This is a genomic window from Streptomyces ambofaciens ATCC 23877 (genome assembly GCF_001267885.1).
GTDB lineage: Bacteria > Actinomycetota > Actinomycetes > Streptomycetales > Streptomycetaceae > Streptomyces > Streptomyces ambofaciens.
In genome coordinates, this window is sequence record NZ_CP012382.1 from 2019281 (window position 1) to 2045242 (window position 25962).

24 protein-coding genes are annotated in these 25962 nt (G+C 72.9%); 8 read left to right on the top strand and 16 right to left on the bottom strand.

Annotated features, from left to right (window positions below; genetic code table 11):
• Positions 1 to 128 precede the first annotated feature (128 nt).
• The 13 genes from SAM23877_RS09120 to SAM23877_RS09180 form a co-directional block, all read right to left on the bottom strand.
• Positions 129 to 1463, bottom strand: coding sequence for a pectate lyase family protein (locus tag SAM23877_RS09120; protein WP_053128763.1), 1335 nt, complete (start codon positions 1461 to 1463; stop codon positions 129 to 131).
• A gap of 83 nt (positions 1464 to 1546) precedes the next feature.
• Positions 1547 to 2347: a rhamnogalacturonan acetylesterase gene (locus tag SAM23877_RS09125; protein WP_053128765.1), complete on the bottom strand. Its 801-nt coding sequence runs from the start codon at positions 2345 to 2347 to the stop codon at positions 1547 to 1549.
• 128 nt (positions 2348 to 2475) lie between these two features.
• A complete protein-coding gene (locus SAM23877_RS09130) occupies positions 2476 to 3840 on the bottom strand; it encodes an ABC transporter substrate-binding protein (protein WP_053128767.1) in 1365 nt (454 codons plus the stop codon).
• 121 nt (positions 3841 to 3961) lie between these two features.
• On the bottom strand, positions 3962 to 4180 hold the full coding sequence (locus SAM23877_RS40540) for a hypothetical protein (protein WP_053128769.1): 219 nt from the start codon (positions 4178 to 4180) through the stop codon (positions 3962 to 3964).
• Between the two features lie 33 nt (positions 4181 to 4213).
• Positions 4214 to 5731, bottom strand: a complete 1518-nt coding sequence (locus SAM23877_RS09140) for a glycoside hydrolase family 43 protein (protein WP_053128771.1) — start codon at positions 5729 to 5731, stop codon at positions 4214 to 4216.
• On the bottom strand, positions 5728 to 6573 hold the full coding sequence (locus tag SAM23877_RS09145) for a DUF6807 domain-containing protein (RefSeq protein ID WP_053128772.1): 846 nt from the start codon (positions 6571 to 6573) through the stop codon (positions 5728 to 5730). The genes SAM23877_RS09140 and SAM23877_RS09145 overlap by 4 nt, the downstream gene beginning before the upstream one ends.
• Positions 6570 to 7727: a Gfo/Idh/MocA family protein gene (locus tag SAM23877_RS09150; protein ID WP_053128774.1), complete on the bottom strand. Its 1158-nt coding sequence runs from the start codon at positions 7725 to 7727 to the stop codon at positions 6570 to 6572. Before SAM23877_RS09150 ends, SAM23877_RS09145 begins: the two co-directional genes overlap by 4 nt.
• Complete coding sequence (locus SAM23877_RS09155) at positions 7724 to 8623, bottom strand: carbohydrate ABC transporter permease (protein ID WP_053128777.1); 900 nt, start codon at positions 8621 to 8623, stop codon at positions 7724 to 7726. Before SAM23877_RS09155 ends, SAM23877_RS09150 begins: the two co-directional genes overlap by 4 nt.
• Positions 8620 to 9555 (bottom strand): carbohydrate ABC transporter permease, encoded by a 936-nt coding sequence (locus SAM23877_RS09160; protein WP_053128784.1) that lies wholly within the window; start codon positions 9553 to 9555, stop codon positions 8620 to 8622. Before SAM23877_RS09160 ends, SAM23877_RS09155 begins: the two co-directional genes overlap by 4 nt.
• Positions 9556 to 9655: 100 nt before the next feature.
• Positions 9656 to 11377: an L-arabinonate dehydratase gene (araD, locus tag SAM23877_RS09165; RefSeq protein ID WP_053142315.1), complete on the bottom strand. Its 1722-nt coding sequence runs from the start codon at positions 11375 to 11377 to the stop codon at positions 9656 to 9658.
• Positions 11374 to 12282 (bottom strand): dihydrodipicolinate synthase family protein, encoded by a 909-nt coding sequence (locus tag SAM23877_RS09170; RefSeq protein WP_053128786.1) that lies wholly within the window; start codon positions 12280 to 12282, stop codon positions 11374 to 11376. The genes araD and SAM23877_RS09170 overlap by 4 nt, the downstream gene beginning before the upstream one ends.
• On the bottom strand, positions 12279 to 12947 hold the full coding sequence (locus tag SAM23877_RS09175) for a GntR family transcriptional regulator (RefSeq protein ID WP_053128788.1): 669 nt from the start codon (positions 12945 to 12947) through the stop codon (positions 12279 to 12281). The genes SAM23877_RS09170 and SAM23877_RS09175 overlap by 4 nt, the downstream gene beginning before the upstream one ends.
• Positions 12948 to 13139: 192 nt before the next feature.
• A complete protein-coding gene (locus SAM23877_RS09180; protein ID WP_053128790.1) occupies positions 13140 to 13742 on the bottom strand; it encodes a TIGR03086 family metal-binding protein in 603 nt (200 codons plus the stop codon).
• A 140-nt stretch (positions 13743 to 13882) separates the two neighbouring features.
• Between SAM23877_RS09180 and SAM23877_RS09185 the strand changes: the two genes are divergently transcribed.
• Positions 13883 to 15145 carry an MFS transporter gene (locus SAM23877_RS09185; protein ID WP_053128792.1) on the top strand — a complete coding sequence of 421 codons (1263 nt, stop codon included), beginning with the start codon at positions 13883 to 13885 and terminating at the stop codon, positions 15143 to 15145.
• Positions 15146 to 15446: 301 nt separating this feature from the next.
• Here the strand turns inward: SAM23877_RS09185 and SAM23877_RS09190 are convergent, their stop codons facing one another.
• Positions 15447 to 16616: a hypothetical protein gene (locus SAM23877_RS09190; RefSeq protein ID WP_053128794.1), complete on the bottom strand. Its 1170-nt coding sequence runs from the start codon at positions 16614 to 16616 to the stop codon at positions 15447 to 15449.
• Entirely contained in the window at positions 16613 to 17560 is a 948-nt protein-coding gene (locus SAM23877_RS09195) for a 5-dehydro-4-deoxyglucarate dehydratase (RefSeq protein ID WP_053128796.1), read from the bottom strand. Before SAM23877_RS09195 ends, SAM23877_RS09190 begins: the two co-directional genes overlap by 4 nt.
• A 216-nt stretch (positions 17561 to 17776) precedes the next feature.
• Between SAM23877_RS09195 and SAM23877_RS09200 the strand changes: the two genes are divergently transcribed.
• The 7 genes from SAM23877_RS09200 to SAM23877_RS09230 all read left to right on the top strand — a co-directional run bounded on the left by SAM23877_RS09200 (position 17777) and on the right by SAM23877_RS09230 (position 25352).
• Positions 17777 to 18586 carry an NAD-dependent epimerase/dehydratase family protein gene (locus SAM23877_RS09200; protein WP_053128798.1) on the top strand — a complete coding sequence of 270 codons (810 nt, stop codon included), beginning with the start codon at positions 17777 to 17779 and terminating at the stop codon, positions 18584 to 18586.
• A gap of 271 nt (positions 18587 to 18857) precedes the next feature.
• Positions 18858 to 19628 carry a DeoR/GlpR family DNA-binding transcription regulator gene (locus tag SAM23877_RS09205; RefSeq protein ID WP_053142316.1) on the top strand — a complete coding sequence of 257 codons (771 nt, stop codon included), beginning with the start codon at positions 18858 to 18860 and terminating at the stop codon, positions 19626 to 19628.
• Between the two features lie 86 nt (positions 19629 to 19714).
• Positions 19715 to 21085 carry an ABC transporter substrate-binding protein gene (locus SAM23877_RS09210; protein ID WP_053128801.1) on the top strand — a complete coding sequence of 457 codons (1371 nt, stop codon included), beginning with the start codon at positions 19715 to 19717 and terminating at the stop codon, positions 21083 to 21085.
• Positions 21082 to 22026, top strand: coding sequence for a carbohydrate ABC transporter permease (locus tag SAM23877_RS09215; protein WP_053128805.1), 945 nt, complete (start codon positions 21082 to 21084; stop codon positions 22024 to 22026). The genes SAM23877_RS09210 and SAM23877_RS09215 overlap by 4 nt, the downstream gene beginning before the upstream one ends.
• Entirely contained in the window at positions 22023 to 22898 is an 876-nt protein-coding gene (locus tag SAM23877_RS09220) for a carbohydrate ABC transporter permease (protein WP_079030103.1), read from the top strand. Before SAM23877_RS09215 ends, SAM23877_RS09220 begins: the two co-directional genes overlap by 4 nt.
• Positions 22895 to 23884: a zinc-dependent alcohol dehydrogenase family protein gene (locus tag SAM23877_RS09225; protein ID WP_053128808.1), complete on the top strand. Its 990-nt coding sequence runs from the start codon at positions 22895 to 22897 to the stop codon at positions 23882 to 23884. The genes SAM23877_RS09220 and SAM23877_RS09225 overlap by 4 nt, the downstream gene beginning before the upstream one ends.
• A gap of 250 nt (positions 23885 to 24134) precedes the next feature.
• Positions 24135 to 25352 (top strand): TerD family protein, encoded by a 1218-nt coding sequence (locus SAM23877_RS09230; RefSeq protein WP_079030104.1) that lies wholly within the window; start codon positions 24135 to 24137, stop codon positions 25350 to 25352.
• Positions 25353 to 25389: 37 nt separating this feature from the next.
• On the opposite strand, the gene SAM23877_RS09235 is transcribed toward SAM23877_RS09230, so the two are convergent.
• On the bottom strand, positions 25390 to 25956 hold the full coding sequence (locus tag SAM23877_RS09235) for a TetR/AcrR family transcriptional regulator (RefSeq protein ID WP_053128818.1): 567 nt from the start codon (positions 25954 to 25956) through the stop codon (positions 25390 to 25392).
• Between the last annotated feature and the right edge of the window lie 6 nt (positions 25957 to 25962).

A 25962-nucleotide genomic window follows, 5' to 3' on the forward strand; every position in this document is an offset into this window, starting at 1 on the left:
GTGCCTGGGCAGGGAGGCCGCTGGGCGGCCGGGGCGGTGCGAGCCGGGAGAGCCGACTGGCCGGCCGGGCGGTGCGGGCCGGGAGGGCCGGGGCGGTGCGGGCGCCCCGGCCCGGTTCGGGGGCGGCGTCAGCGGAGGCGGCCGGCGCCCGCTCCGTGGTCGACGACGAAGGGGACCGCCCAGGCCGGGAGGACCTTGGTGCGCAGGGTGGGCGTCCAGCCCGCGCCGGACCGGAGGGTCTCGGCCGGGATCTCCGCGTTGTGCACGGCGATCAGGTCGACGCTTCTGCCGTTGACGCGGTTGTGCGCCGCGGTGACCGGCGCCTCGCTCCACTTCTTCAGCACCTTCGCCGGGCTGACGCCGTCCGGCAGGGTGAAGGCGTTGTGTTCGGCCACGAGCTGGGACTCCTTGCCGACACCGAAGCTGTAGGCGTAGTCCTCGTCGGCCACGAAGTGGTTGTTGTAGACGTCGACCTGGCCGAAGCGGACCCGCGGCGCGCGCTCCACCAGGCCCTTGAACAGGTTGTGGTGGAACGTCGTCTTCAGGTGCCCGCGGTCACCGACGGCGGTGGACTCGCTGTCGCTGTTGCCGATCAGGATCGTCTTGTCGTGCTCGGTGAAGACGTTCCACGAGGCGGTGACGTGGTCGGCGCCGCGCACGATGTCCAGCTGGCCGTCGTGCTGCTGGTACAGCATCCCGAAGTGGGTGGGCGCCGCGCTGTCGGGGTGCTCGCCGTCGGTGAACGTGTTGTGGTCCAGCCAGACGTGGGTGGAGCCGTACACGACGGCGCTGTCGTACTCGGAGTTCCAGTTGCCCTTGTCGCCGTCGGTGGGGTCCCACTGCGGGAAGCAGTCGACGGGGCTCTCGAAGGTCAGGTTGCGGACGATGACGTTGTCCACGCCCTTGATCTGGAGGCTGGCGCCCTTGATGCCGGCGTCGCGCCCGACGCCGATGATCGTGGTGTTGGCCGGGACGTTCGCCTTGATCGCCTGGTTCTGCCGGGCGGCGGAGGCACGGCGCAGGCCCTCCGGGCTGTCGTCGGGCTCGGCGCTCAGGTCGGTGTCCAGGCCCCAGCGCTCCGGGGCGTACTGCTCCAGGTAGGCGTCGAAGTCGTAGCCGGGCGCGGCGAAGGCGTCGCAGCCCTCGGAGACCGCGTCGACCGTGCCCTTCACCTTGATGATCCTCGGCGCGGTGCCCTCGACGGCGAGGGCAGCCTTGAAGGCGGCCCAGGTGGTGACGGTGTAGACGTGCTCCGGGGCGGCGTCGGCTCCGCCGGTGGTACCGGTGCCGTGGGAGGCCCAGCCGTCGTTGGCCGGCAGGGTCTGGCGGGCGGTGTCGCGGGGGTGGTGGTGGCCGGGACGCGCCTGCGCGGTGGCGGCGGTCAGGGTCAGCACCAGAGCGGTGCAGCCGGCCAGCGCGACGGCTCTTCGTGTGGCATGCCCATGCCATCCAGATGTGCTCATGGTGCGGCTCTCCTTCTGTGCGGGCTGTGCGGGCTGTTCGGGCTGTGCGGGTCGAGTGAGGGGCGGCGTTCGGGGGAGGTGCGTCAGGCGGTGGCCGGTGCCGGCCAGTCGATCCAGGACCCGGGGATCTCCTGGTCCAGCCGGCGCACGTCCCGGTGCGCCAGCACCCGCGTGCGCAGCAGCTCCCGTACGACGAGCCGGGCGACCGCGATGGCGCCGGGCGGGTTGAAGTGGGTGTTGTCCTGCTCGGTGGCGGTCCAGTTGAAGTACGTCTTGGTCTCCTCGGCACCGAGCCGCTGCCACAGCGCGAGGGACAGCGCCTGCACGTCGAGGAGCGCCACGCCCTCCTCCCGCGCGAGCGCCCGCATCGCCGCCGGGTACTCCCCGTGGCTCGGCTGCGCGGTACCGGCCGCGTCGAACCGCCGCCGCTCGACGGGCGTGGCCAGCACCGGCCGCGCGCCGCGGGCCCGCGCGCCGTCGACGTACAGCCGCAGGTGGTCCTGGTACGTCGTCCAGGGCTCGGTGTAGCGGCTGGGGTCCTCGGCCTTCTCGTCGTTGTGGGCGAACTGGACGAGCAGGAGGTCACCGGGCCGGAGCAGAGCGAGGACGGCGTCGAGCCGGCCCTCGTCCACGAAGCTCTTGGAGCTCCGCCCGTTCACGGCGTGGTTGGCGACGGGCCGGTCCTCGCGGAGGAGGAACGGCAACGCCATGCCCCACCCGGTCTCGGGCGCTGCGTCGGCGTACTTCTGCGCGGCGGTGGAGTCGCCGGCGATGTGGAGGGTGCGGTGGCGGTGCCCGCCGGCCCGAGCGGTCCCGACGGCGGCGAACGCCAGGGGCAGGGAGGCCGCGGCGGCCGTGGCGACTTGTCTTCGGGTGAGTGACACGCCGGAGTGCCTTTCTGGAGGCGGGAGAGGAGAGGGACGGTTCCCCCGGGGGCGGCGCGGGGAACCGCACGACCGGCCGGGGGCGGTCCGCGTGTCACGGACCGCCCCACGGCGGGACCCGGGAACGACTAGCCCATCTGCTCGGTCCACTCGGCCTGCGCCTCGTTCAGCTCCTCCGCCATCGTGTCGAGGAACGACTTCGCGCTCATCTTGCCGAGCAGGACCTTCTGGAGGTTGGGCTCGTTGTCCGCCTTGGAGATGGTGTTCCAGTCCGGCAGGTAGTACGGCAGCTGGACGATGGTCGTGGACCCGTCGTTCAGCGCGTCCGCCGCGAGCTTCGTCGGCTCGGCCTTCTGGATCCAGGCGTCCTTCGCGGCCTCGGTGTTCGACGGCACCTGCCCGGCCGACTCGTTGAACTTCGAGTTCTGCTCCGGGGAGGTGGCGAACTCGATGAACTTCCAGGCGGCGTCCTTGTTCTTGGAGCTCTTGAAGACGCCGAGGCCGTCGACCGGGTTGGAGACCTGGACCCGCTTCCCGGTGGAGCCCACCGGCTGCGGGATGCCACGGAACTTCTCGACGCCGAGCGCCTTCACGTGGTCCTGGTAGGAGCCCAGGTTGTGGTTGAGCATGCCGATCGTGCCGGAGTCCCACTGGGCGACCATCTTGGCGAAGTCGTTGTTGACGTCGGCCGCCGGCGTGGCCTTCTTGTAGAGGGCCGCGTACTTCTCCAGCGCCTCGACGTTCTTCGGGTCGTTGACGGTCGTCTTCTTCTTGCCGGCGTCCCAGAAGGAGGTGATGCCGGACTGCCCGTACATCGCGTCGAGGGCCTGGGCGATGGAGCCGGAGCCGCCGCGGATGGTGTAGCCGAACTCGTTCTTGCCCGCGTCGGTGAGCTTCTCGGCGGCCGTGTAGAAGGCGTCCCAGGTCGTCGGCGCCTCCAGGCCCGCCTTGTCGAAGAGGTCGGTGCGGTAGTAGAGGACGCCGTTGTTCGCGGAGGTCGGCACCGAGTACAGCGTGCCGTCGCCACCGCCGGCCGCCTTCAGGGACTCGACCATGTCCTTGTTGAGCTTGCCGTTCAGCGAGGACCCGGTCAGGCGGTCGTCCAGCGGCTCCAGCGCCCCCTGGGCCGAGAACCCGGCGAGCATCGCCGCGCCGACACCGCCGACGTCCGGCAGCCCGCCGCCCTGGATGGCGGTGTCGACCTTGGACTGGTACTCGGTGGCGGCGATCCCGACGTACTCCACGTCGATGTCCGGGTTCGCCTTCTCGAAGTCGGCGATGATCTCCTTCCAGACCGCCGTGCGGATACCGCCGTTGTTGTCCCAGAAGACGACCTTCCCCTTGCCGCTGCCCTCGGCGCCCTTGTCGCCGCCGGCCCCGCTGCCGTCGTCACCGCAGGCGGTGGCGGTCAGCGCGAGCACGGCCCCGAGGGCGACGGCGGCGGACGTCCGGCGTCCGGCTGTGCTTCTGCTGCTGCGCATGCTGATCTTCATTGGTCGGCTCTCTTCTTCTGGATCCGAACGGAGGGATGAACGAAGCGGTGCACGAGGTGGTGCACGGAGCGATGGACGGGCTGAACACGTGGGGGGAGATCGGGGGCGGTACGGCGGGCGCTCAGCGGGGCCGGAGCTGTTCCGGCGGCCCGGAGAAGCGCTTGTCCGGTACGGGGACGGCGGCCGCCCGGTCGGTGACGGTGACCGACTCGCCGCCCGCGCCGCCGGTTGGGGCCGACGCCTCCCCCGCCGTTCCGAGGGCGAGCGCGGCGACCAGTGCGAGGACGGCGGCCAGGGTCCTGCCGGACCCCGGCAGGCGCTTGCGGAGGAGGTGCGTCATTGCGGCTCCCGAGAGGCGTGCGGGCGGGGTGGGTCAGAGGGGTCCGATCCGGAACCGGGTGAAGGTGGCCGTGCCGGCCTGTCCCTCTCCGGCGGGCGCGAGCGCGAACAGGCCGAGCAGGGCGCCGACCCAGCGCCAGGGGGTGGCGGCGAAGACCTGGCCGGTGGGGTGCGGGCCGTCGCCCAGGTCGTAGGAGAAGCGGCAGCGCGCGTCCGGGCCGGCCTCGATCCTGAGCCGTACCCGCCCCTCGGGTGCGGGCCGCGGGTGGTCGGCGTCGCGCTCGGCCTCCGCCACCGACTCGGCGAACCGGTGCACCAGGTGCACGGTCCCGTCCGCCGCCCGCTGGAGCCCGATCCAGCGGTAGGCGTCGCCGAGCACCGCGAGCCCGGCCCGGGCGCCCGGCACGTCGCCGTCCAGGCGCAGCTCCACCTCGACGGCCGAGGGGTCGCCGGGCAGCCGCTGCGTGAGCACGTTCGCCAGTTTGCGCAGGTCGTGCGCGTCGGCCGAGCGGACGCAGGCGAGCCGCAGGCCGTCGCCGGAGTGCCGGGTGGCCCAGCCGTCGCGGGGGTTGGCCGTCCAGGACCACTGGCGGCCGAAGCGTCCGCCGGGGAAGTCGTCGTCGGTCGCGGGCGCGGCGGGCGGCTGCGGCGGCAGGGCCGGACGGATGTGCCCGGCGACCGGGGCGCCGTCGTCGCCCAGCACGGGCCAGCCGTCGGGGCCCCACGTCATGGGCTGGAGGTGGACCACCCGCCCGTACGCCCCGCGCTGCTGGAAGTGCAGGAACCAGTCCTCGCCGGACCCGGTGCGCACCCAGCCGCCCTGGTGGGGGCCGTTGACGTCGGTGTCCTTCTGTTCCAGGACGATCCGCTCCTCGTACGGCCCGAAGAAGTCCCGGGAGCGGAAGGCGCCCTGCCAGCCGGTCTCCACTCCCCCGGCGGGGGCCAGGATCCAGAACCAGCCGTCGTGCCGGTAGAGCTTGGGGCCCTCCAGGGTGAACCAGCCGGGGAGGCGGTCGGCGTCGACGATCACCTTGCCCTCGTCGAGGAGTCCGGTGCCGTCGGGGCGCATGCGGTGGCCGGTGAGGCGGTTCTTGATGCCGGAGCGGGACCTGGCCCAGGCGTGCACGAGGTAGGCCTCGCCGGTCCCCTCGTCCCACAGGGGGCAGGGGTCGATCAGGCCCTTGCCTGCCTTCACCAGGTACGGCGCGGTCCACGGTCCGCGGATCTCGGGGGCGTTGACCTGGAAGACGCCCTGGTCGGGGTCGCCCCAGAAGATCCAGAAGCGGCCGGCGTGGTGGCGCAGGGAAGGGGCCCACACGCCGCAGTCGTGCCGCGGCGCCGCGAAGGCCCTCGGCGGCTCCAGCCGGGGCAGGGCATGCCCGACCAGCGTCCAGTTGACCAGGTCCCGGGAGTGCAGGAGCGGCAGGCCGGGGGCGCGGCCGAAGCTGGAGGCGGTCAGGTAGAAGTCGTCGCCGACGCGGACGACGTCCGGGTCGGACCAGTCGGCGTTCAGGACGGGGTTGGTGTACGACCGAGCGGTCTCGGGGGTCACGGGCCCACCGCCTTCCGTACGAGGGTCGCGGCGCCGTCGGCGTCGAGCGGGCCGTCGGCGACGACGGTGACGATCCGGCGGACGAGCGTGTCGCCGGGGGCGATGGCCGGCCGCTCGTCGGAGGCGAGGGAGGAACCGACGCCCGGGTACTCCTCGGTGCGCACGAACCACGGGTCGCGCCGGGTCCGCTCGGTGGCCCCGGCGAACACCAGCGACCAGGTGTCGCCGGTCAGGGCGAGCCAGTCGGCGCGGCTCCCGTGCACCTCCCGTTCGCCCTCGTGCTCGGCGGTGAAGACCCGGGGGGCGGCGCTCTCCTTGCGGGCGCGCCAGAAGAAGCCTCCGTAGGCGGCGCCGGGGCGCCCGTTGGTGGCGGGGCTGCCGAGGGTCAGCGCGCCCTGGGTGACGTTGGTGAGGGAGAAGGTGAAGTCCAGCGCCCAGGCGGCGGGGGTGAGTCCGGTGGCCGCGACCGTGCGGCGCTCGCGCAGCAACTCGACGCCGGCGGCGACCCACCGCAGCTCCTCGACGAACCCGTCGGGGTCGCGGAGCTGGAAGGCGGTGTGCCGCTGGGCACCGTGGTTGTCCAGCTCGGTCGGCCCCCGGCCCCGGACGTAGGTGCGCCCGCCCCAGAAGTTGTGCCCCTCGACGTCGGGAACGGCGACACCGACGCCGAGGTGATGGAGGTGGTCGGCGGGGCGGGACTCGGTCACGGCCGTGCCGGCCAGGGTGGTGACGGGGTGCAGGTGGGGACGCGGGGAGAGCCGGGCGGGCAGTTCCGGCCGGACGACGTACCGGCCGACGGGACGGCCCGCCACCCGCAGCACCGGGGAGTCGTTGCCGGTCATCGGGTGCTCACCTCGCTCAGCGGGCGCTCGGTGCGCGGCGCCCAGGGCGCGCCCAGCTCGGAGTAGAGGGACAGGGTGTCCGCGGCGGCGGCCACGAGCGCGTCGACGCCCGGGACCACGCGGCGGTCCTCACCGGGGACGCGCCGCCAGGCGGAATCGGGCAGCGCCTCGGGGTCGGGTGCCCGGCGGATCGCCTCGACGACCTTCATGAAGGCGCCGGTCCCGTCCGGCGGGACCAGCAGGCCCGCGCCGTCGGTGAGGTGGGCGACCAGGTTCTCCAGCAGGTCGGTGCGGCCGTACTCGAACTCCTCGGGGCCGTGGCCGCCCCGCTGGAGCAGGACGCGGTCCTGCTTGTACCAGAAGGTGATGCGCCCGCGGCTGCCGTGGACCAGGACGTACGGCTCGTCGGCCCGCTCGGCGCACAGCGTGGCGGCGACGGTGACGCGGTGCCCCTGCGCGGTGGTGACCCGTACGCAGGAGGTGTCGTCCGCCTCGATGTCGTTGGCGTGGCTCAGCTCGGTCTCGATGCCGGTGACGTCCTCGGCGCGGGTGCTGCCGCCGAGCGCGAGGGCGGTGGCGACGGCGTGCGCGAGGGGGTTGGTCAGCGCCCCGTCGATCACGTCGGCGCCGTCCAGCCGCCGCCGGCCCGACCAGGGCGCCCGGCGGAAGTAGGCCTCGTCGCGCACCCACGCCCCGGCCCCGCCGATGCCCGTCACCTCGCCGATCGCGCCCTCGGCGATCAGCGCGCGGACGGCCGGCACGGCGTGCGAGCCCAGCGACTGGAAGCCGACCTGGCAGGCGACGCCGGCCTCGGCGACCCCGTCGGCCATGCGGCGGAACTCGGCGTACGAGGGCGCCGGGGGCTTCTCCAGCAGCAGGTGCACGCCTTTGCGGGCGGCGGTCAGGGCGAGGTCGGTGTGGGTGGGGATCGGCGTGCAGACGACGGCGATCCCGGCGCCCGTGGAGTCGAGCAGGGCGCCGAAGTCGGCGGACTGCTCGGGCAGTTCCCCGCCGGCCTCCCGCTCGGTCAGCGGGGTGAGCTCGCAGACGCCGGCCAGCCGGACCAGGCCCGCGCGCTCCAGGCGGCGGATGTTGGCGAGGTGCCAGCGGCCGTGGCCGCGGGCGCCCGCGAGGACGACGGGAATCCGGCTCATCCCTTCACCGCCCCCGCGCTGAAGCCGGTGATCAGCCACTTCTGGATGAAGGCGAACACGAGCACCACGGGCACGGCCGCGATGATGCCGCCGGCGGCGAGCGCGCCGAGGTCGACGCTGTCCGCGCTCATCAGGGTGTTGAGGCCGACCGGGATGGTCTGCTTCTCCTGGTTGTTGAGGAACATCAGGGCGAACAGGAAGTGGTTCCAGGAGTGCACGAAGGCGAAGGAACCGACGGCGATCAGCCCCGGCCGCAGCAGCGGCAGCACCACGACCCGGAAGGCCCGGAAGCGTCCGCAGCCGTCGACCCAGGCGGCCTCCTCCAGCGAGTACGGCACGTTCTTGATGAAGTTGCTGATCAGGATCATCGACAGCGGCAGCTGGAATACCGTCTCGGCGATGATGACGCTGCCGAGCGAGTTGATCATCTGCAGCTCGGCGAAGATCTCGAAGAGCGGGACCAGCAGCAGCGCGCCGGGCACGAACTGCGAGCAGAGCAGGGCGAGCATGAAGGCCCGCTTGACCTTGAAGTCGAACCGGGCGAGGGCGTAGCCGCCGGCCAGCGCGACCAGCGTGGTCATCACGAGGGTGGCGAGACCGACGTACACGCTGTTCTGGAAGAAGGTGCCGAAGCTCCGGTCGGTCCACACCTTCTCGAAGTGCTCGAAGGTGATCGGCCAGGGCACCAGCGAGGTCGAACCGGCCGGGCGCAGCGCGAAGAGCAGGATCCAGTAGAACGGGATCAGGGTGAAGACGAGGTAGACGCCGAGCGGCAGGTAGATCTGCCAGCGGGGGACCTCGTCCCAGGCGGGGCGGCGCTTCTTCGCCGGCCGCGGCGGTTCGTGGTCGGCCCGTGCGGGCGCGGGGGCGGGCGCGGTGGCCTCTTTGGTGATCACTTGTTGTCGCCTCCGAACTTGCTCAGCCGCAGGTAGACGATCGAGCAGAAGAGCAGGATCACGAACGCGACCGTGGTGAGGGCCGACGCGTAGCCGAAGTCGTGGGCGTCGACGCTGGTGTTGGCGATGTACAGCGGCAGTGTCGTGGTGACACCCGCGGGCCCGCCGCCGGTCAGGGTGTAGAGCAGGTCCACGTTGTTGAACTCCCACACCGCGCGCAGCAGCGTGGACAGGATGATGGCGTCCTTCAGGTGCGGCAGGGTGATGTGCCAGAACTGCTTGAAGCGGCTCGCCCCGTCGACCTCGGCGGCCTCGTACAGGTCCTTCGAGACGGACTGGAGGTCGGCGAGGATGAGGATCGCGAAGAAGGGGACACCGCGCCAGAGGTCGGCGACGACCGCCGCGGAGAACACGGTCGAGGTGTCCGAGAGCCAGCTCGTGCCGTATTCACCGATGCCCATGTCGGCGAGGTAGCGGGTGATGCCGGTCTGGGAGTTGTAGAGCAGCACCCAGATCGCCGAGGTCAGCACGCCGGAGACGGCCCACGGCGAGAAGACCAGGGCGCGGCCGATGCCCCGGCCCACGAAGGTCTGGTTGACGATGAGCGCCAGGGCCAGGCCGAAGAGCAGTTGCAGGCCGACCTCGACGAAGACCCACTTGGCACTGAAGACGAGGGTGTCCCAGAACACCGGGTCGTCGGTGAAGATCTTGGTGAAGTTGTCGAGGCCCGCGAAGCCGTTCCGCCACGGCTTGGTGGGGTTGTACTCCTGCAGGCTGTAGTAGAAGACGCTGATGACCGGGTAGGCGATGAAGCCCAGCATCAGCAGGGCGGCCGGTGCGATCAGCAGGTACGGGAGCCTGCGCGGGGTGGCGGAGGCACGGCGCCGCCGGGGTGGCGCGGGCGGTTTCGCCACGGCTGCGGCTTGGGCCATGACAGATCTCCGTTCTGGTACGTCGTGCGTGGGTCGTACAGGAAGCGCTTTCTGCGGGTGCAGGGGTGTGCGGGGGTTTTTCCTCCACCCCCCGGGGGGGTCAGCCGGCGTACGGGTCCCGCACCTTGCCCGGGCGGGCCAGGAACTCGAAGTCGCAGCCGGTGTCGGCCTGGGTGATCTGTTCGTCGTAGAGCGCCCCGTAGCCCCGTTCGTAGCGGGCGGGCGGCGGTGTCCAGGCGGCCCGGCGGCGCTCCAGCTCGGCCTCGTCCACATGGAGGCGCAGGAGGCGGGCCTCGACGTCGAGGGTGATCGAGTCGCCGGTGTGCACCAGGGCCAGCGGTCCGCCGACGTGCGACTCCGGGGCCACGTGCAGCACGCACGCGCCGTAACTCGTCCCGCTCATCCGGGCGTCGGAGATCCGGACCATGTCCCGTACGCCCTGCTTGAGCAGGTGGTCGGGGATGGGCAGCATCCCGTACTCGGGCATGCCGGGGCCGCCCCTGGGTCCCGAGCCCCGCAGCACCAGCACGCTGTCCGCGGTGATGCCCAGGTCCGGGTCGTTGATGGTGCGCTGCATCGTCCGGTAGTCGTCGAAGACGACCGCGGGACCGGTGTGCTTGAGCAGGTGCGGTTCGGCGGCGATGTGCTTGATGACGGCGCCGTCGGGGCAGAGGTTGCCGCGCAGGACGGCGACCCCGCCCTCGGCCGCGACGGGGTTGTCGCGGGGACGGATCACGTCGTCGTCGTGGACGCGGGCGCCTTCGAGCTGTTCGCGCATCGTGTCGTGCGCGACGGTGGGCCGGTCCAGGTGGAGCAGGTCCGGGATGCGGGAGAGGAAGCCGGGCAGGCCGCCGGCGAAGTGGAAGTCCTCCATCAGGTACGTCTGTCCGCCGGGGCGGACGTTGGCCAGCACCGGGACGGTGCGGGCGATGCGGTCGAAGTCGTCCAGGGTGAGGGTGACGCCCGCCCGGCCCGCCATGGCGATCAGGTGGATCACGGCGTTGGTGGAGCCGCCGAGACCGAGGACGGTGGTGACGGCGTCCTCGAAGGCGTCGGCCGTGAGGATGTCGCTGAGCCTGCGGTCCTTGTGGACGAGGTCGACGATGCGCAGCCCCGCCGCGGCGGCCATCCGGTCGTGCCCGGAGTCGACGGCCGGGATGCTGGAGGCGCCCGGCACCGTGACGCCGAGGGCTTCGGCGGCGGCGGTCAGCGTGGACGCCGTGCCCATGGTCATGCAGTGGCCGGGCGAGCGCGCCAGGCCGCTCTCCAGCTCCTGCATCTCGCAGTCGCCGATGAGGCCGGCCCGCTTGTCGTCCCAGTACTTCCACATGTCGGTGCCGGAGCCGAGGGTCTCGCCGCGCCAGTGCCCGGGGAGCATGGGCCCGGCGGGCACGAAGACCGCGGGCAGGTCCACCGAGGCGGCGCCCATGAGCAGGGCGGGGGTGGACTTGTCGCAGCCGCCCATCAGGACGGCGCCGTCGACCGGGTAGGAGCGCAGCAGCTCCTCGGTCTCCATGGCGAGCAGGTTGCGGTAGAGCATGGGGGTCGGCTTCTGGAAGGTCTCGCTGAGCGTGGAGACCGGGAACTCCAGCGGGAAGCCGCCCGCCTGCCAGACTCCCCGCTTGACCGCCTGGGCGCGGTCGCGCAGGTGGACGTGGCAGGGGTTGATGTCGGACCAGGTGTTGAGGATGGCGATGACCGGCTTGCCGAGGTGCTCCTCGGGCAGGTAGCCGAGCTGGCGGGTGCGGGCGCGGTGGCTGAAGGAGCGCAGGCCGTCCGTGCCGTACCACTGGTGGCTGCGGAGCTGCTCCGGGGGCCTCATGCCGACCACCCCGCGACTATGAGGGCGACCTCGGCGCGCTCGTCCTCGGGCAGCGGCCTGCTCGGCGGGCGGACCTCCCGGCGGCACAGGCCCAGCGAGGCGAGGGCCTCCTTGACCACGGTGACGTTGTTGGCGGAGCCGTTGGCGGCGCGCAGCTCCTCGAAGCGGCGGATCTGCTCCCAGACCTTCATGGCGGCCGCGTAGTCACCGGCCCGAAGCGCTTCGATCATGTTGAGCGAGACGGCCGGGGCGACGTTCACCAGCCCCGAGGTGAAACCGGTGGCGCCGGCGGAGAAGTACGAGGGCGCGTACGGCTCGGCCAGCCCCGCGACCCACACGAAGCGGTCGAGGCCGGCGTCGCGGGCGAAGGCGGCGAACCTGGCGGCGTCGGGCACGGCGTACTTCACGCCGATGACGTTGGGGCAGGCGTCGGCGAGTTCGGCGAGCCGGGCGCCGGGGAGCCGGTCGTTGCGGATGTAGGGCACGACGCCCAGGGCGGGCACGGCCTCGGCGATGGCGCGGTGGTAGTCGACCCAGCCGCGCTCGGAGACGTAGGGGTGGACGGGCTGGTGGACCATCACCATGGAGGCACCCAGGTCGCGGGCGTGCCGTGCGGAGGCGACCGCGGTCGGCACGTCGTGACCGACGCCGACCAGGATCGCCGCGCGGTCGCCGGCCTCCTCGACGGTCAGCTCGGTCACGAGGCTCCGCTCGGCCGGGGTGAGGGCGTAGAACTCCCCGGTGTTGCCGTTGGGGGTGAGGGTCGTGATGCCCCCGTCGAGGAGCCGGCGCAGCAGGGCCCGGTAGGTGGCGGGGTCGACGGTGCCGTCCTCGGCGAACGGGGTCACCGGGATCGCCACCACGTCGGCCAGGGCCGCCCGCTGGGACTCGAACGTCGCTGTCATGCCTGACCGTCCTCTTCCTGGGCCTGGGGTCCCGCTCCGGGGAAGGCCCGCTCGACGAAGGACGCGATGTGCGCGTGGAGGGCGCGGGCCGCGCCGTCCGCGTCACCGGCGAGGGCCAGGCGCAGGATCTCCTCGTGCTCGCAGGCCTCCCGCTCCCACGAGGGGTCGGCGGCCCAGGCGACGGCGGAGACGAGGGCCGCCTGGTCGCGGACCTCGTCGAGCATCCGGCCGAGCAGCGGGTTGCCGCACGGCACGTACAGGGCGCGGTGGAACTCCCGGTTGGCGAGGGAGCGTTCGGCCGTGTCCGTGGCCCGGCCGGCGCGGGTCAGCGCGTCGGTCGCGGCCGCCAGGGAGGCTCCGCGGCGCACGGCGCGGCGCAAGGCCTCGGGCTCCAGGAGCAGCCGTACGTCGTAGACCTCGCGCGCCATGTCCGCGTCCACCATGCGCACCGTGGCGCCCTTGTACTGGCTCATCACGACCAGCCCGGTACCGGCCAGCGTCTTCAGCGCCTCGCGCACCGGCGTCTTGGACACCCCGAACTGCGCGGCGAGGTCGGTCTCGACCAGGGCCTGGCCGGGGGTGAGCCGGCCGGTGAGGATGCGGCGTTTGATCTCCTCCAGCACGTACTGCGTGCGGGAGGGGATCGGCGTGGGCACAGAGGTCATGCGCGCCTCTCGGAGTCTTCGCGTCGGATGCGCGGGCCGGATGCCGCGTGCCGGGTCCCGTGGGAGCCCTCGCGTATCTGATCTCGCGTATCGCGTCTCATATATGACGTACGGAGTACGACGCGTTGAAGGTAAGAGGGGCGCGGAGCCACGTCAATGCTTCTGACAAAGGAAGTTGAGCCGGTGCCCCCGTCACCGGGCCGGCCGCGTCCAGCCCGGGTCGCGTCCGCTCAGTCCCACCGCCCGGTCCAGGAGCGGGGCGTCGGCGGGGACGGGGACGACGGCGCCGAACATGCCGGTGTCCCGGTCGGCCTCCTCGGCCGCAGCGGCGAGCAGGCCGTACGACGCCTGGAGGGCGGCCGGGTCGGGCCGGTACTCCTGGCCGGTCGCCCGGGCCAGGTCCCAGCCGTGGATCACCAGCTCGTCGGCGGCCACCGCACCGGCGACCTCGCCGGGCAGGTCGATGCCGCCGGCCCGGGTCATGCCGGTCCAGGCGTCCGGTGCGCGCCATGCCTCGGCCAGCTCGTCGAGCGCCTTCACGAGCTCCTCGCGCCAGCCGGGGCCGATGTCCGGCACGGTCGCTCCGGGGCTGGTGTCGGTGGTGCCGCCCAGGTCCTTGCGCGCGGCGTCCCGGAAGGCGGTGGCCAGGCCGGTCAGGTGGCCGAGCAGGTTGCGGACCGCCATGTCCGGGCACGGGGTCGGATCGGCGAGCCGCCCGTCCGGCACACCCTCGGCGAGGCGGGCGAGGAGGCGGGTCTGGGGCGTGAGGTCGAGGGTGGTCGGGTCGTGGGTCATCAGCTGCTCCTCGGGGGCGCGTGGTCGGCTCTCTGCGGAAAATGACCGATTCCGGCCGCGAAACTCATCGGCCGCCGGGCCCGGGGCCAGGGCACATGCCCGATGCCCGTCCCCGCGCCTTGGAACCACCATGACCAGGCATGACGGCAAGGACGAGACGTACGAGGAAGACGACGCCCGGGGTCTGGCCCGCGATCCGCGTACTGCGCGACCGCAACGCGGGCCTGTGTCTCGCGGGAGTGGTGGTGTCCGGCTTCGGCACCTCGGCGCTGTGGCTGGCGTCCGGCGTCTGGGTCAAGGACCTCACCGGCTCGGACGGGCTCGCGGCGCTGTGCATGCTCGCCCTGTGGGCCCCGGCCCTGCTGGGACCGGCGCTGGGCACCCTGGCCGACCGCGTGCGGCACAAACCGCTGCTGATCGCGGTGAACCTGCTGCCGGCCGTCCTCCTGCTCGCCCTGTTCACCGTGGACTCGCCGGACGCGCTGTGGCTGCTGTTCGCGGTGCTCTTCGTCTACGGCGCGGCGGGCGTCGTCCACGACGCGGCCGAGTCGGCGCTCGTCGCCGAGGCCGTCGACCCGCGGCTGCTCGGCGACTTCAACGGACTGCGGACGACCGCGGGCGAGGGGATGAAGCTCGTGGCGCCGCCTGCGGGAGCGGCCGTGTACGCGGGGTACGGCGGCGCGAGCGTGGCGGCGCTGGACGCGGTGACGTTCGTGCTGGCCACGGGGGTGTACGCGGCTCTGCGGGTACGGGAGGAACCGCCGCGGCGCCCCACGGCGAACTGGCGGCGGCGGACCGCCGAGGGCGCCCGGTACCTGTGGGCTCGCCCGCGGTTGCGCCCGCTCGTCCTGGCGGGCGGCGTCATGATGCTGTGCGCGGGCGTCAGCGGGGCGACGCTGTACGCCGTGGTCGACTCCCTGGGGCGCTCCCCCGCGTACGCCGGTGTGCTGTATGCCGTGCAGGGGGCCGACTCGGTGCTGATCGGGCTGCTGGCCGGGCCCGGCCTGCGGCGCCTGGGTGAGCGGCGGTTCGCGGCGGCCGGGCTCACGCTGCTGGCCATGGCGGTGGCGGCGCGGGCGGTTCCGAACGAGGCGGTGGCCATGGCGTCCGGCGCGGCGGCCGGGGTGGGGATGCCGGCCGTGCTGATCGCCGCGCTGACCGCCGTGCAGCACGAGACGCCGGGGCCGCTCCTGGGCCGGGTGACCGCGACGGCCCACTCCCTGATCTTCACGCCCAACGTCCTCGGACTGGCGTGGGGCGCGGCCCTGGTGGAACTGGCCGACCTCCGCGTCCTGCTGCCCGCCCTGGGGACGGTGCTGCTGGTGGCGGCGGTAGCGCTCGCCCGACGGCCGGCATCCGCCGCCGTCGCGCCCGGGTCACCGCCGGCCACCGGCCCCACCTGAGCCACCCGTCGCCCGGCCCCTTCACCGCCGCGCCGCAGCGCCGCAGCGCCGCCGGGCGCCCGCACCCGTGCTCGCGCCCGCGCCTGCACCCGCACCCGCACCCGCACCCGCACCCGCACAAGGGCACGACCGAATCGCCCGCACATGCACGCCCGCACACCGCGCACCCGCGACAGCACAGCCACACGGCGGCACGGCGGCACGGCGGCACCCGCGCAACGCCACGCCCGCACCGCCGCCCCCACGCACCGCCGAGCCCGCCCCCGCACGCCTCACCGCGCCGGGGCGCCGCGCACCGGGCTCACCGCCCCGCCAGTCCCGCCCGCACCGCCTCCAGGTCCGCGTCCGACGCCAGCCCGGCGTGGTAGAGCCGCAGCTCCGTCGCGCCCAGCTCGCGCGCGCGTGCCGCGTCCGCGGCGAGGGTGTCCGGCCGGCCGCCCATGCCGGAGACCACGGTGAGGTTGGCGGCGAGGACGGCCCCGGCGCGGCCCTGCTCGGCGAACGGCGTCAGCAGGCCCGCGCCGCCCGTGCAGGGCACGACGACGCCGTCCGCGACGGACAGGATGTGCCCGGGGTCGACGCCGGCGTTGGCCCCGCAGTGGTACGACACCGGATCGGCGTGCAGCAGGACCTGGAAGCCGTCGGGGGCGGCGGCGCGTACGGCCGCGACCGCCGCCTCCTGGAGGGTGCGGGCGGTCTCGTCCCGCCACGCGCGCGTGGCGTTCGCCGGTGCCGCGCCGAGGAGCTTCTCCACGCCCGCCCAGCCGCCGTCCGACGGCACCGCCCCCCGCCACACCGGCTCCAGCGCGGCCCGCACCGCGGCGGCCAGCGCGTCGGCGTCGACGCCGTGACCGCCGTACCCCTCCCGGCAGTTCGGGCAGAAGCACAGCGACATCAGGTACTGCCCGTCGTCCCCGAGGCCGACGCCGCCGGTCTTGTCGTGGGCGTGCAGGTGGGCGAGCCCGTACCAGCCGAGGGACTCCAGCTCGGTCCCCCGCGCTCCCGGCCGTACCGCGGCCTCGGCGGCCAGGTCGGTGAGGTAGGCACGCGTGGCGGGCTGTGCGATGCAGGGCGCCCACGGGTAGCGGTCGCCGTACGCGTTGACGACCGAGGTGTGCGGCCGCTCGGCGCCGAGGCGGGAGTTGTGGGCGAGGACGACCCAGGTGTGCACCTCCAGTCCCGCGTCCGCGAGCGCGTCCGCCGCCTCGCCCCAGGCGTCGCCGGCCGCCCAGTCCCCGGCCTCGTACGGGCGCAGCGCACGGCCCTCCCAGCGGGCGGCGTCCGGCGGGTAGAGGACGGCGGCGTACTCGGCGGTGACGACGCGGTGGCGCGGGTGGCGGGGGGTGAGGGCGCGGGTGGAGTGGTAGGCGGCGGCGAGCGTCGCCTGGGCGACGCCGGTCCCCGCGACGCGCGCGGCGGCTCCCGGGTCGCCGTTGACGTCCCAGGGGTAGACGAACGCCGACGCCTTCACCGGGCCTCCTCGCCGTCGAGCAGCGCGTAGCCCCGCTCGATCACCTGGGCGAGCTGTTTCACGTGGTCCTCGGTCGGTTCCTGGAGGGGCGGGCGCACTTCGCCGACGTCCAGTCCGCGCAGCCGTACGCCGGCCTTGACCAGCGCGACGGCGTACCCGCGGCCCTGTGCGCGGAGTTCGACGAACGGCCGGTAGAAGCCGTCCAGCAGGCGGTGCGCGAGGGACTCGTCGCCCGAGCCGAGCGCCCGGTGGAAGGCGAGGGCGATCTCGGGGGCGAAGCAGAACACGGCGGACGAGTAGAGGGTGACGCCGAGCGCGCGGTAGGCGAGCTGGGTCTGCTCGGCGGTCGGCAGCCCGTTGAAGTAGAGGAAGTCACCGGGCGCCTCGGTGCGCACGGCACTGACGACCCGCTGCATGAGGTCGAGGTCGCCGAGGCCGTCCTTGAGGCCGACGATCCCCTCCGTGCGGGCCAGTTCGACCACGCTGCCGGGGGTGAACACGGCGTTGTCGCGCTGGTAGACGATCACCGGCAGGGAGGTCGCCGCGGCCACCTCGCGGTAGTGCCGCAGCAGCCCCTCCTGTCCGGCGAGCACCAGGTACGGCGGCATGGCGAGCAGCCCGTCGGCCCCGGCCTCCTCGGCGAGGCGGGCGTAGCGCACCGCGAGGGCGGTGCCGTAGCCCGCGCCCGCGAGGACGGGCACCCGTCCCGCGGTCTCCTCGACGGCCGCCCGGACGCAGTCCTGGAACTCCTCGGGCGTCAGCGCGTGGAACTCGCCGGTGCCGCAGCAGGCGAAGACGGCCGCCGCCCCGGCCTCGACCCCGCGGCGCACGTGCGCGCGGAAGACGTCGAGGTCGACCCCGCCGCCGGGGCCGTACGCCGTGACGGGAAAGAACAGCGGTCCGCCCGGGGCGGTGAGCCGGGCGGTGAGAGGGGCTGAGGTCACGGGCGCGCTCCCCATTCATGATCTGCGTCATATTCATGATCTGCGTCCATATTTCTGAACGCGCCCACGCTAGGCCGCCTCACGAACACCGTCAAGAAGGCCAGCCCTTGACGGCTGACCACGGGTTCCTTAGCGTGTCCACGCATATGAACGCCAGCCGCTCATGCGTACGGCTGCCGGTCCAGGAGATCCACAGGAGACCTAGGAGCCCCGAGGATGCCCGCTCCCCGCACCGTTCTGCTCACCGGCGCCGCCGGCGGCCTCGGCACCCTGATGCGGAACCTGCTCCCCGCCTTCGGCTACGAGCTGCGCCTGCTCGACCTGCGCCCCATCGAGGGCGAGCCGGACGCGATCGTCGCCGACCTCGCCGACCGGGCGGCCCTGAGGGAGGCGGTCCGGGGCGTCGACGCGATCATCCACCTGGCGGGCATCTCCCTGGAAGCCCCCTTCGAGAAGATCCTGAAGGCGAACATCGAGGGGACCTACCACCTCTACGAGGCCGCCCGCGAGGAGGGCGTCGGCCGCATCGTCTTCGCCTCCTCCAACCACGCCGTCGGCTACACCCCGCGCCCCAGGGGGAGCGACCCGCTCATCCCCGTCGAGACCCCGCGCCGCCCGGACACCTTCTACGGCCTGTCCAAGTGCTTCGGCGAGGACCTCGCCCAGCTCTACTGGGACAAGCACGGGATCGAGACCGTCTCCGTGCGCATCGGCTCCTGCTTCCCCGAGCCGACCAGCGTGCGCATGCTCTCGGTGTGGATGAGCCCCGCCGACGGCGCCCGCCTCTTCCACGCCGCCCTCACCGCCGAGGACGTCGGGCACACCGTCGTCCACGGCTCGTCCGCCAACACCCGCCTGTGGTGGGACCTCACCTCCGCGCGGGCGCTCGGCTACCGGCCGCAGGACGACTCCGAGCCGTACGCCGCCAGGCTCATCGCCGAACAGGGCGATCTCGACCCGGACGACCCGGCGCACGCCCGCCTGGGCGGCCACTTCGTGACCGACCCCCCGATCTGGCCGTACTGACCGGAACCGGTCGATCACCAGGCGGGCGGGCACCGAACGGGCCCGCCCGCCGCCGCATTCGGGCACCCGCGCCGCCCGTTCCCACTTCCCGGCCCGCTGCGTTCCAGGTCCGCGACGGGCGCCCGGCGACCGGAACGGGCACGATCGGGCAGTATCGGGTCCGCAACAGGCCTGGTCAGTGCCGCACGGCCGCTGTAGAACTTCCCCCATGGGTCCGACGGGCCCGAACGGGCAGGGACACGGCGACGAGGCGGTGAGGCAGGTGTTCGGCATGAGCACGAGGACGGCGGAGGAACGCCAGCGCGAGATCGTGCGGATCGCCCGCGCCACCGGCTCGGTCGACGTCACCGCGCTCGCGGCCGACCTGGGCGTCGCGAAGGAGACCGTACGACGGGACCTGCGCGCCCTGGAGGACCACGGTCTGGTCCGCCGCACCCACGGCGGCGCCTACCCCGTGGAGAGCGCCGGCTTCGAGACCACGCTCGCCTTCCGCGCCACCAGCCACGTGCCCGAGAAGCGCCGGATCGCCGCCGCGGCGGCCGAGCTGCTCGGCGACGCGGAGACGGTCTTCGTCGACGAGGGCTTCACCCCCCGGCTCATCGCCGAGGCCCTGCCCCGCGACCGGCCGCTGACCGTGGTCACCGCGTCCCTTCCGGTCGCGGGCGCCCTCGCCGAGACCGGCGACACCTCCGTCCTGCTGCTCGGCGGGCGGGTCCGCTCGGGCACCCTCGCCACCGTCGACCACTGGACGACGAAGATGCTGGCCGGCTTCGTCATCGACCTGGCGTACATCGGCGCCAACGGCATCTCCCGCGAACACGGCCTCACCACCCCCGACCCGGCGGTCAGCGAGGTCAAGGCCCAGGCGATCCGCGCCGCCCGCCGCACCGTGTTCGCGGGCACGCACACCAAGTTCGGGGCGGTCAGCTTCTGCCGGTTCGCGGACGTCGGCGCCCTGGACACGATCGTCACCAGCACCCTGCTGCCCACGGCCGAGGCCCACCGCTACTCGCTGCTCGGGCCGCAGGTCGTCCGCGTCTGAGGCCCCGGTCCACCGGCCCTCGTCCCCACCGGGCACCCGCACGCCCTCCACTGCCCCATACCTCCCCATATGTTCAGGAGCGATCCATGCGAACCCAGAGCCGACGGAGGCCGCGAGCCACACTCGCCACGGCCGCCGCAGGGACGCTGCTCGCCCCGCTGCTCTCCGGCTGCTGGGTCGGGGCGGGCGGGGCGGGGTCAGGCGGTGACGCCATCAACGTCCTGATGGTCAACAACCCGCAGATGGTCGCGTTGCAGAAGCTCACCGCGGACCACTTCACCGCGGAGACCGGCATCAAGGTGAACTTCACCGTCCTGCCGGAGAACGACGTCCGCGACAAGATCAGCCAGGACTTCGCCAACCAGGCCGGCCAGTACGACGCCGCCACCCTGTCGAACTACGAGATACCGATCTACGCCCGCAACGACTGGCTGCACGAGATGGACTCCTACGTCGCCAAGGACCCGGCGTACGACGAGAAGGACATCCTCGGGCCGATGCGCGAGTCCCTCACCGGCGACGACGGCAAGCTCTACGGCCAGCCCTTCTACGGCGAGTCGTCCTTCCTGATGTACCGCAAGGACCTGTTCGCCAAGGCGGGCCTGACCATGCCCGAGCACCCCACCTGGACCCAGGTGGCCTCCTTCGCCGAGGAACTCGACGGCTCCGAGCCCGGCATGAAGGGCATCTGCCTGCGCGGCCTGCCCGGCTGGGGCGAGCTGATGGCGCCCCTGACGACGGTCGTGAACACCTTCGGCGGCACCTGGTTCGACCAGGGCTGGCAGGCGCGGCTCGACTCGCCCGAGTGGGAGAAGGCGACGAAGTTCTACGTCGACCTGGTCCGCGAGCACGGCCAGTCCGGCGCCGCCCAGTCCGGCTTCGCCGAGTGCCTGAACAACATGACCCAGGGCAAGGTCGCCATGTGGTACGACGCCACCTCCGCCGCCGGGTCCCTGGACGCCGCCCAGTCCCCGGTCAAGGGCAAGGTCGGCTACGCCCCGGCCCCCGTGGAGAAGACGGACACCTCCGGCTGGCTCTACACCTGGGCGTGGGGCATCCAGAAGGCCTCCCGCAACACCGACAAGGCCTGGAAGTTCGTCTCCTGGGCGTCGAGCAAGGAGTACGAGCAGCTCGTCGGCGACGAGATCGGCTGGTCCGACGTGCCGGCCGGCAAACGCGCCTCGACGTACGAGAACCCGGCCTACCGCAAGGAGGCCGCCGCCTTCCAGGAGATGACCCGGGAGGCCATCGAGGGCGCGAAACCCAAGGACCCCGGGGTGCAGCCGCGGCCCGCACCCGGCATCCAGTTCGTCGGCATCCCCGAGTTCACCGACCTCGGCACCAAGGTCTCCCAGGAGATCAGCGCGGCCATCGCCGGACGGCAGTCCGTCGAGGAGGCCCTCGAGAAGTCCCAGCAGCTCGCCGAGAAGATCTCCGAGGAGTACGAGGGACGATGACCGCCACGACCACGGCCCCCTCGGCCGCACCCGACCACGCCCCCGCCCCCGTCCGCCCGCCGTCCCCCCGGCTGAAGGCCTGGGCCACCCGCGCGCCGCTCCTCCCCGCGCTGATCTTCATGATCGCGGTCACCCAGCTGCCCTTCGTGGCGACCCTGGTGATCTCCTTCTTCGACTGGAACTCCCTCTATCCGGACGCCCGCCGCTTCACCGGCTTCGCCAACTACGGCGACGTCCTCGGCGACGCCGACCTGCGCGGGTCGGTGTGGACGACGATCCTGCTGACGGTCGCGGTGGTCCTGGCCAGCCTGGTCCTTGGCCTCGCCCTCGCCCTGCTGCTGGACCGCAGATTCAAGGGCCGGGGCGTGGTCCGCACCCTGCTGATCGCCCCGTTCCTGGTCGTCCCGGTGGCCGCGGCCCTGTTGTGGAAGCACGTCCTCTACAACCCCGAGTACGGCCTGCTGAACGGCCTGCTGCACTACGTCGGCGGCCCGCAGCCGGACTGGATCTCGAACACCCCGCTGCTCGCGGTCGAGGCCGCGCTGGTGTGGCAGTGGACGCCCTTCATGATGCTCATCCTGCTGGCCGGGCTGCAGAGCCGGGACCAGCAGCAGATCGAGGCCGCCCGGGTGGACGGCGCGAGCGACTGGCAGATCTTCGTCCACCTCACCCTCCCCCACCTGCGCCGCTACCTGGAACTGGGCGCCCTGCTCGGCTCGATCTACATCGTCCAGAACTTCGACGCGGTCTTCACCCTCACGTCCGGCGGCCTGGGCACGGCCAACCTGCCCTACACCGTCTACCAGAGCTTCTACCAGGCCCACGAGAACGGCCTCGCCTCGGCCGCGGGCGTCCTGGTCGTCATCGGCTCGATCATCATCGCCACCTTCGCGCTGCGCGTGGTGTCGTCCCTGTTCCGAGAGGAGGCCGGCCGCGCATGAGCGCCACCGCCGCACGACCCGCCGCCGTACGCACCGAGACCGGGCGGGCCCGCCGCAAGGCGGGCGCCGGGCTGGGCCTGGTGGCCTGGCTGGCCGGGATCGTCTTCTTCCTGCCCATCGCGTGGATGGCGCTCACCTCCTTCCACTCGGAGGAGGACGCCGCCACCAACCCGCCCTCCTTCGCCGCCTCCCTGACCCTGGACGGCTACCGCGAGTTCTTCGGCGCGGACGGCGGCGCCAGCCCCTGGCCGGCGCTGGCCAACTCGGCCGTGGCGTCGATCGCCTCGACCCTCCTCGTCCTGGTCCTCGCCCTCCCCGCCGCCTACGCCCTGTCCATCCGCCCGGTGAAGAAGTGGACGGACGTCCTGTTCTTCTTCCTCTCCACCAAGATGCTGCCGGTCGTGGCCGGCCTGCTGCCGGTCTACCTGTTCGCCAAGAACACGGACCTGCTGGACAACATCTGGCTGCTGGTCATCCTCTACACCTCCATGAACCTGCCGATCGCGGTCTGGATGATGCAGTCCTTCCTGGCCGAGGTCCCGGTCGCGATCATCGAGGCGGCCCGGGTGGACGGCGCGCGGCTGCCGACGGTCCTGACCCGGGTGGTCGCCCCGATCGCCCTCCCCGGCATCGCCGCGACCTCGCTGATCTGCTTCATCTTCAGCTGGAACGAGCTGCTTTTCGCCCGGGTGCTGACGGGTGTGGTCGCCGAGACCGCCCCCGTCTTCCTGACCGGCTTCATCACCAGCCAGGGCCTCTTCCTGGCCAAGGTGTGCGCCGCGTCGCTCGTCATCTCCCTGCCGGTGCTCGCCGCGGGGTTCGCCGCCCAGGACAAACTGGTCCAGGGCCTGTCGCTTGGAGCCGTGAAATGAAGGCCGCCGTCATCGAGTCCGTGGGCCGTGCCGTCGTCACCGAGGTCCCGGATCCGACGCCAGGGCCGCGCGAGGTCGTCGTGGAGGTCGCCGCCTGCGGCCTGTGCGGCACCGACCTGCACATCCTCCAGGGCGAGTTCGCGCCCGAGCTCCCCATCGTGCCGGGCCACGAGTTCGCCGGCGCGGTGGTCGGCGTCGGCGCCCAGGTCACCGAGGTGGCGGTCGGCGACCGGGTCGCGGTGGACCCGTCCCTCTACTGCCACGAGTGCCGCTACTGCCGGACCGGCCACAACAACCTCTGCGAACGCTGGGCGGCGATCGGCGTGACGACGGCGGGCGGCGCGGCGCAGTACGCGGTGGCACCGGTGGCGAACTGCGTGAAGCTCCCCGAGCACGTCCGCACCCAGGACGCGGCCCTGATCGAGCCCCTGTCCTGCGCGGTCCGCGGCTACGACGTCCTCCAGTCCCGCCTCGGCGCCCACGTCCTGATCTACGGCTCCGGCACGATGGGCCTGATGATGCTGGAGCTGGCCAAGCGCACCGGCGCCGCCGGCGTGGACGTGGTGGACCTCAACCCGGCCCGGCTGGAGACGGCCCGCACGCTCGGCGTCACGGGAGCCGCCGCCACCCCGGACGAGCTGGACCGCCCGCAGGGCTGGGACCTCGTCATCGACGCGACCGGCAACGCCGCGGCGATCCAGGACGGCCTGGACCGGGTCTCCAAGGCGGGCACCTTCCTCCAGTTCGGCGTCGCCGACTACGCGACGCGGGTGCAGATCGACCCGTACCGGATCTACAACCAGGAGATCACCATCACCGGCTCGATGGCGGTCCTGCACAGCTACGAACGCGCGGCGGAACTCTTCGCGAACGGCGTCCTGGACCCCGACGTCTTCATCAGCGACCGCATCGCACTGGACCGCTACCCCGAGGCACTGGAGCAGTTCGCGGCGGGGGTGGGCAGGAAGATCGTGGTCGTGCCGTAGCACCGAAGGGGGTCCGGGGCGGCAGCCCCCGGGGAAGAGGCGGTGGGGGCGGCAGCCCCCGGGGAGGAGGCGGTGGGGGCGGCAGCCCCCTGGGAGGAGGCGGTGGGGGCGGCAGTCCCCGGGACGGGAAGGGGCGGCGGGGCGAGACCCACTGGGCCCGCCACCCCATCCCGCCCGGGCCTGCGACCCGATTGGCCCCCGGGTAAGGGAACGGTAAAACGGCCTCGCTCGTTCACCCGGCATGACAGCTATGACCCCCGGCTCGAACATCCCCCTCTCCGCCGCCCGCGTGACGGTGGACGTCGCCGCGCCCGTGCGGCTCGACGTATCGGGCCTGCTGCTCACCGCCGACGGCAAGGTGCGCTCCGACGACGACTTCATCTTCTACAACCAGCCCACCGGGCAGGGCGTGACCTACCGCTCCGGCGGCGGCTCCGCCCCGGACGCGATCGTGGTCGACACGGCCGCCGTCCCGCCGGGCATCGAGAAGATCGTCGTCACCGCCAGCCCGGACGCCGCCGGCCAGTCCTTCCAGGGCATCGAGCCCACCGCCACCATCCGCAACGCGGACGACAACTCCGTCCTCGCCACCTTCACGCCCCCGCAGCTCGGCACCGAGACCGCACTGGTGATCGTGGAGGTCTACCTGCGCAACGGCGCCTGGAAGGCCCGCGCGGTCGGCCAGGGCTACGCCAACGGGCTCGCCGGCATCGCGACGGACTTCGGCGTGAGCGTGGAGGAGCCGGCCGCCCCCGCCGCCCAGCCCGCCGCACCGCCGGCACCGCAGCGGTCCCAGGCGGTCACCCCGCCCCCGCCCGCCGCCGCGCCGACGATGCCCGCCGCGCCCCCCGCGGCACCGGCCGCCCCGCCGGCCCCCGCCCCGGGCGCCGGCAAGATCAACCTCGACAAGGGCCGGGTCAGCCTCCAGAAGAACCAGACCGTCTCCCTGGTCAAGGGCGGGCGCCCGGTGCTCAGCCAGGTCAAGATGGGCCTCGGCTGGGAGCCCGCGTTCCGCGGCAAGGACATCGACCTGGACGCGTCGGTCATCGCCTACGGTCCGCAGCGCAACCACATCGACAGCTGCTACTTCGGCAAGCTCTCGATCGTGGGCGGCGCGATCAAGCACTCCGGTGACAATCTCACCGGTGAGGGCGGCGGCGACGACGAGGTCATCGTCGTCGACCTCGGCCGGCTCCCGCAGGAGGTCAGCGGCCTGGTCTTCACGGTCAACTCGTTCTCCGGCCAGAAGTTCACCGAGGTCGCCAAGGCCTACTGCCGCCTCATCGACGCCGCGAGCGGCGAGGAGCTGGTCCGCTTCGACCTCACCGGCGCCGAGCCGCAGACCGGCGTGATGATGGCGAAGCTCATCCGTCAGTACTCGGGCGAGTGGGAGATGACCGCGATGGGCGACTTCGTGAAGTCCCGCACGGTCCGGGGCATGGTGAAGCCGTCGGCCCAGGCCCTGTGAGCTCCGGGCGCGGGAGGCTCCCGGTGCGGGGAGCCTCCTACGCCCGCAAGCCGCCCCACACCAACGACAGGTACCGGCGGACGGCCCCGTCCTGCGCCTCCGCCGACTCGGCGGCCGTCGCCACCCCGTGCACCAGCCGCAGCACCTCGATCGGCTCGACGTCCCCGCGCAGCGTGCCCTCGTCCCGCGCGGCCCCGACCAGCCGCGTCACCGCGCCCCGCACACAGTCGCCGCACGCCCGGTCCGCCGCGGGGCCGTCCTCCGTGACGGCCGTCCCCAGCAGCGCCCTGAGTCCCCGCACCTCCAGCATCCCGGCGGCGAGTTCGTCGAGCCACGCGAACAGGGCCTCGCCCGGCGCCAGCTCCGCCGCTATCACGTCCGCTCGGGCCGCGATCGCCTCGATCCGCTCCAGGTAGGCGGCCTCCAGCAGCGCCTGCCGGGTCGGGAAGTGCCGGTACAGCGTGCCGACGCCGACCCCCGCGCGCCTGGCGATGTCGTCCAGCGAGGCGCCCTCACCGTGCTCGGCGAAGGCCTGAGCCGCCACCACGAGCAGCCGCTCACGGTTGCGCCGGGCATCCGCACGCATGGGCCTGACCTGCGCCATACCGTC

Excerpts from the sequence above, each read along its gene's own strand:
- SAM23877_RS09230 (WP_079030104.1), top strand. The coding sequence starts at position 24,135 with ATGACCCCCGGCTCGAACATCCCCCTCTCCGCCGCCCGCGTGACGGTG.
- SAM23877_RS09150 (WP_053128774.1), bottom strand. The coding sequence starts at position 7,727 with ATGAGCCGGATTCCCGTCGTCCTCGCGGGCGCCCGCGGCCACGGCCGC.
- SAM23877_RS09130 (WP_053128767.1), bottom strand. The coding sequence starts at position 3,840 with ATGAAGATCAGCATGCGCAGCAGCAGAAGCACAGCCGGACGCCGGACG.
- SAM23877_RS09170 (WP_053128786.1), bottom strand. The coding sequence starts at position 12,282 with ATGACAGCGACGTTCGAGTCCCAGCGGGCGGCCCTGGCCGACGTGGTG.
- SAM23877_RS09235 (WP_053128818.1), bottom strand. The coding sequence starts at position 25,956 with ATGGCGCAGGTCAGGCCCATGCGTGCGGATGCCCGGCGCAACCGTGAG.
- SAM23877_RS09160 (WP_053128784.1), bottom strand. The coding sequence starts at position 9,555 with ATGGCCCAAGCCGCAGCCGTGGCGAAACCGCCCGCGCCACCCCGGCGG.
- SAM23877_RS09215 (WP_053128805.1), top strand. The coding sequence starts at position 21,082 with ATGACCGCCACGACCACGGCCCCCTCGGCCGCACCCGACCACGCCCCC.
- SAM23877_RS09205 (WP_053142316.1), top strand. The coding sequence starts at position 18,858 with ATGAGCACGAGGACGGCGGAGGAACGCCAGCGCGAGATCGTGCGGATC.
- SAM23877_RS09210 (WP_053128801.1), top strand. The coding sequence starts at position 19,715 with ATGCGAACCCAGAGCCGACGGAGGCCGCGAGCCACACTCGCCACGGCC.
- SAM23877_RS40540 (WP_053128769.1), bottom strand. The coding sequence starts at position 4,180 with ATGACGCACCTCCTCCGCAAGCGCCTGCCGGGGTCCGGCAGGACCCTG.
- SAM23877_RS09145 (WP_053128772.1), bottom strand. The coding sequence starts at position 6,573 with ATGACCGGCAACGACTCCCCGGTGCTGCGGGTGGCGGGCCGTCCCGTC.
- SAM23877_RS09185 (WP_053128792.1), top strand. The coding sequence starts at position 13,883 with ATGACGGCAAGGACGAGACGTACGAGGAAGACGACGCCCGGGGTCTGG.
- SAM23877_RS09180 (WP_053128790.1), bottom strand. The coding sequence starts at position 13,742 with ATGACCCACGACCCGACCACCCTCGACCTCACGCCCCAGACCCGCCTC.
- SAM23877_RS09175 (WP_053128788.1), bottom strand. The coding sequence starts at position 12,947 with ATGACCTCTGTGCCCACGCCGATCCCCTCCCGCACGCAGTACGTGCTG.
- araD (WP_053142315.1), bottom strand. The coding sequence starts at position 11,377 with ATGAGGCCCCCGGAGCAGCTCCGCAGCCACCAGTGGTACGGCACGGAC.
- SAM23877_RS09225 (WP_053128808.1), top strand. The coding sequence starts at position 22,895 with ATGAAGGCCGCCGTCATCGAGTCCGTGGGCCGTGCCGTCGTCACCGAG.
- SAM23877_RS09200 (WP_053128798.1), top strand. The coding sequence starts at position 17,777 with ATGCCCGCTCCCCGCACCGTTCTGCTCACCGGCGCCGCCGGCGGCCTC.
- SAM23877_RS09120 (WP_053128763.1), bottom strand. The coding sequence starts at position 1,463 with ATGAGCACATCTGGATGGCATGGGCATGCCACACGAAGAGCCGTCGCG.
- SAM23877_RS09220 (WP_079030103.1), top strand. The coding sequence starts at position 22,023 with ATGAGCGCCACCGCCGCACGACCCGCCGCCGTACGCACCGAGACCGGG.